Genomic DNA, 5125 nt, shown 5'->3' on the forward strand with positions numbered 1-5125 from the left:
TGACGATGTTTTGTTCAATTTCGCTCAATCTGATGGTTTTTGGGCGAATTTAGAAACTGCTTTTGGCACAAATTATGATGTGGTTAAGGCGACGGAATTACGACAGCAGTGGAAAAGCCGAAATTTTAGTCAAATTCCCCCAATTGAGGTACTTAGTGGTGAAGTTTTAGGGACGGCAAAAGGGGCCTATTCCAGCAGTACCAATAAGATTTATCTATCAGCATCTTTTTTGAATACGGCCTCGTCAGCAGCGATAGTTAATGTAATTTTAGAAGAAATTGGGCATTATGTGGATGCTCAAATTAATCAGGTGGATAGCGCCGGAGATGAGGGAGAAATTTTTGCTAATTTAGTGTCGGGGAAAAGTTTAACCCCTACAGAATTGGCTCAATTAAAAGGAGAAAATGATCATGCGGTGATAAATCTTGGGGGACAAGCGGTAGAGATTGAGATGGCTTTCTCTTTCGGGACGACAGGTTATAGACAGTTTGGTACATCTGGGGGAGACTCCGGTAGTGGAGTCAGCAGCGATAGTTATGGCAATATCTATGTTACTGGTTACACTAATGGCAGTTTACCCGGTAATACTAATTTCGGAAACAATGATTTCTTTGTCGCTAAGTATGATGTTTATGGCAATCGACTGTGGGTGAAGCAGTTTGGTTCAGCCTATTCTGACTATGCTACAGGAATCAGCAGTGAAAGTAGTGGTAATACCTATGTTTCTGGTCGGACTGAAGGGGGTGAAGATGCCTTTGTTGCTAAGTATAATGCCAATGGTAATCAACTGTGGATGGCGCAGTTTGGCACATCTGGTTATGATTCTGCTACAGGAGTCAGCAGTGACGGTAGTGGCAATGTCTATGTTTCTGGTTATACTGATGGCAGTTTCCCCAGTTATACTAACTTAGGGTCTTATGATGCCTTTGTTGCTAAGTATGATACCAGTGGCAATCCAGTGTGGGTTAAGCAGTTTAGTACATCTAGTCATGACTATGCTGAAGGAATCAGCAGCGATAGTAATGGCAATGTCTATGTTTCTGGTAAGACTTTTGGCAGTTTCCTCGGTTATACTAATTTAGGTTTGTATGATGCTTTTGTCGCTAAATATGATGGTAATGGCAATCAACTGTGGTTGAGACAGTTTGGTACATCTGGTGATGACGAGATTACCGGAATCAGTAGCGATAGTAGTAATAATGTCTATGTTACTGGTAGCACTAAAGGCGGTTTACCCGGTTATAGCAATTTGGGGTCTTATGATGCTTTTGTCGCTAAATATGATGGTAATGGCAATCAACTGTGGTTGAGACAGTTTGGTACATCTGGTAATGACGAGATTACCGGAATTAGCAGGGACATTGATAACAATGTCTATGTAACTGGTTATACTACAGGCAGTTTACCCGGTAATATTAGTGCGGGTGGTAGTGATGCTTTTGTCGCTAAGTATAATGCCAACGGTACTCTAAATTGGGTGAGACAGTTTGGGACATCTGCTGCGGACTCTGCTAATGGAATCAGAATTGACAGTAGTGGTAATGTTTATGTTACTGGTGATACATCGGGGGGTTTACCTGGTAATAGCAATTCGGGAAGTAGTGATGCTTTTGTTGTTGGCTTTGATAGTGATGGGAACATACTGAATAATATTTACTCTAATAACTTTGAAACTAGCGCGGGAAGTGAATGGTCGAAGACAAATCGCTCAACTACTCCCATTGGAGGAAGGAAGTTTCTGGGAGAGTTTAGCAATGATACGGTTAGTCTAACTTTAAATAATCCTCTACTGAACAATAACACGGTTACTGTTGAGTTTGACTTGTTTATTATCGGTAATTGGAGTGGAAACGGCGGTGAAGACACTTTTACCCTGGCGACTTCAAACGGTCAAACCCTAGTAAATACTACATTTGCTAACTCTAATACTTATCCCCCGGCCTTCCAATCCTATCCTAATAGTACGGGTCAAGGTAACTATTCGCCCGGTACAGGTGCAGTTGAAAACAATACTCTGGGTTACATAAATACGTTTAACAATCCAAACGATTCAGTCTATCATCTCACTTATACTTTTACCAATCCTTCTAATGCTCTAAGCCTTAATTTCACAACTTCTAACCCAGGCTCTTACTACGGTGTTGGAATTTGGGGTATAGATAATATCTCGGTTCGTGTTTTAGATGTTCCTACAATCACCCTTGCTGTTTCCCCCGCAAGCGTGACAGAAGACGGGACAAGTAATCTCATCTACACCTTCACTCGCACCGGTTCTACAACCAATCCTTTGACGGTTAACTACAGTGTTGGGGGGACAGCAACCAATGGAACCGATTACGCTTCTATTCCCGCAGGTGTCATCTTTGCGGCTAATTCAGCGACTGCGACTGTAACCGTTGACCCAACTCCTGACACAACAGTAGAAAGTGATGAAACTGTTATTTTAACTCTTGCTGCGGGGACGGGTTATACAGTAGGTACGACCACCCCAGTGACGGGGACAATTACCAATGATGATTTCCCTAGTATTACTCTTGCTGTCTCTCCTAGTAGTGTTACCGAAGATGGGACAACTAACTTAGTCTATACCTTTACCCGCAACGGTGTAACAACAAATGCTTTGACAGTCAATTACACCCTCGGGGGGACAGCGACTCTCAATACCGACTACACTCGTACAGGGACTACCAATACAGTCACCTTTGCTGCTGGTTCAGCGACCGCTACTGTAACTGTTGACCCCACTGCTGATACTACAGTTGAAAGTAACGAAACTGTTATTTTAACCCTCGCTGCGGGGACAGGTTATACAATAGGTACGACCACCCCAGTGACGGGAACAATTAATAATGATGACAGTGCCTCTATTTCAATCAATGACGTAACTGTTAGCGAAGGAAATAGCGGGACTACCAATGCAGTCTTTACCGTCACCCTTTCCAATCCAGTTGATACATCTGTCACCCTCAATTACGCTACAGCCAATGGAACCGCTACGACAGCAGATAATGATTATACAGCGATTGCTACTACTCCCTTAACCTTCAATGTTGGGGAGACTTCTAAGACGATTACTGTTGCTGTCAATGGCGATACTAAAGTTGAAAATAACGAGACTTTCTTCGTCAATCTGAGTAACTTACAAGCCAATGGCCGTAATGTTACGATAACCGATAATCAAGGACAAGGTACGATTAATGATGACGATAGCACTGTCACCCCCCAACTCTCCATCAACGACATCACCGTGGTGGAAGGTCAAAATAGTAATGCAATCCTCACCGTCACTGTAAATAATCCAAGTACACAACAAATTACTGTCAACTATACCACTACAGCCATTGATGCTACCGCTAATGTAGATTACACTAGCCAGACAGGAACCCTCACCATTGCTGCTAATACTTCCACTGCTACTATTAGCATTCCCATCCTCAATGATAACCTCAATGAACCTGATGAAGCCTTTACAGTAACCCTGTCAAATCCCGTTAATGCCACCATCAATCCCGACGAAGCAATTGGACAAGTAATTATTACTGACACCCTACAAAGCGCAAGTACTCGCACCTTACCCAATAATGTCGAAAACCTCAGACTAATTGGCAGTAATAATATTAACGGTACAGGTAACGCCAGTGACAATAAAATTACCGGAAATAGCGGTAACAATATCCTCGCTGGCGCTAATGGTAACGATATTTACTGTTTCAATGCTTCAACCCCATTAGGAAGCGATACCATCCAAGAAACTACCACCGGCGGTATCGATACCCTCGACTTTACCGGGACAAATACCGCAGTAAGAGTTAACTTAGGGATTACTACTGTCCAAACCGTCGTCACCAATAATCTAAAATTGACTTTTTCGGCAAATAACACCATCGAAAATATTATTAGCGATAGCGGTAATGACCGACTAACCGGGAATAGCCTTAATAATACTCTAACTGGTGGTGGTGGCAACGATCAATTAACCGGTCAAGACGGAAACGATAGTTTAATTGGTGGTTTTGGTGATGATTTACTTACTGGTGGTAATGGTAGCGATAACTTTATCTTCAACAGTAGTAATTTAGGCATCGATGCCATCAGCGATTTCACTTCGGGTAGTGATAAAATAGCGTTAAGTAAAGCCGTATTTACTGCCTTACAAAGTATCATTGGCAATGGCTTCAGTCAACCGGCTGAATTTGCCAGCGTCGCTGACGATGATTTAGTCGCCACTAGCAGTGCTTTTATCGTTTACAGTACCAGTAGTGGCAGTATCTACTACAATCAAAATGGTAGTGCTGCTGGCTTAGGAAGTGGCTCTGAATTTGCCAATTTGTTGACTGTTCCTACCCTGATGGCGGCTGATTTCACACTGATAAATTAACCTAGCCAAACAGCTTGTAGGGTGCGTTAGGCGGCCACCAATTCCGTCAAAAAACCAAAATTAACAATCCGCCGTAACGCACCACCTCTATTATTAAATCGGTGCGTTACGCTACGGTTCTTCCGTACTTAGTGTGCTAATTTATCTCGCCATGAACCCAACAAACGCCAATTATGATGAACCCTAGAAAGAAGCATTAAGCGAATATTTTGAAGCGTTTTTATCCTTCTTTTTTCCCGAAGTTCACCTAGAAACCGGGTTTCTCGGAGAAACCCGGTTTCTGGACTTTAAGACAAAAAAACGTTTCGCTGACAAACTTTATTCAGTTATCAGTTATCAGTGACTAATTGGAAGCAAGTAGCAATCCCTTTGCTATAATAAGTAGCTGGTTATAATTAAATTAAAAATGGATTTTAGGTTCGATCCCCCCTGCCCCCCTTGATAAGGGGGGTGCCGATCCCCCCTTAATCCCCCCTTAATAAGGGGGGCATCTGATAATTTTTAACGCCTACCTACTTAGGGTCTGCTGAAAAGGTTTTCCCTGGTGGCAGGGTGTGGGGTTTTACCCATTTTCAGGTGGTCAATTACCTAATTTTCAGGGAAAAAGGGCTCTTCGGTTTGTGTTATGCAATGGATGGGGGTTATAAGGAATGAAACCCTTATAGAGACAGACATTACCGCGATTTTTGTCAATTGTTTGCGATCTAGAGCGAACTAATCAATTAAATCTCTTGCCAGATAAGGATT

Annotated in this window: 1 protein-coding gene and 1 pseudogene; both read left to right on the forward strand. The window is 42.5% G+C overall.

Annotated features, from left to right (window positions below; all coding sequences use genetic code 11):
- Positions 1-4378: beta strand repeat-containing protein (locus O9290_RS10560; protein ID WP_288087035.1), on the forward strand; the 4378-nt coding region annotated here is incomplete at its 5' end.
- A 151-nt stretch (positions 4379-4529) separates the two neighbouring features.
- Positions 4530-4721, forward strand: a pseudogene (locus O9290_RS28170) (hypothetical protein).
- Positions 4722-5125: the final 404 nt, after the last annotated feature.

Origin of the sequence: Microcystis sp. LE19-41.2A, from assembly GCF_027530405.1 — a bacterium.
Lineage (GTDB): Bacteria > Cyanobacteriota > Cyanobacteriia > Cyanobacteriales > Microcystaceae > Microcystis > Microcystis aeruginosa.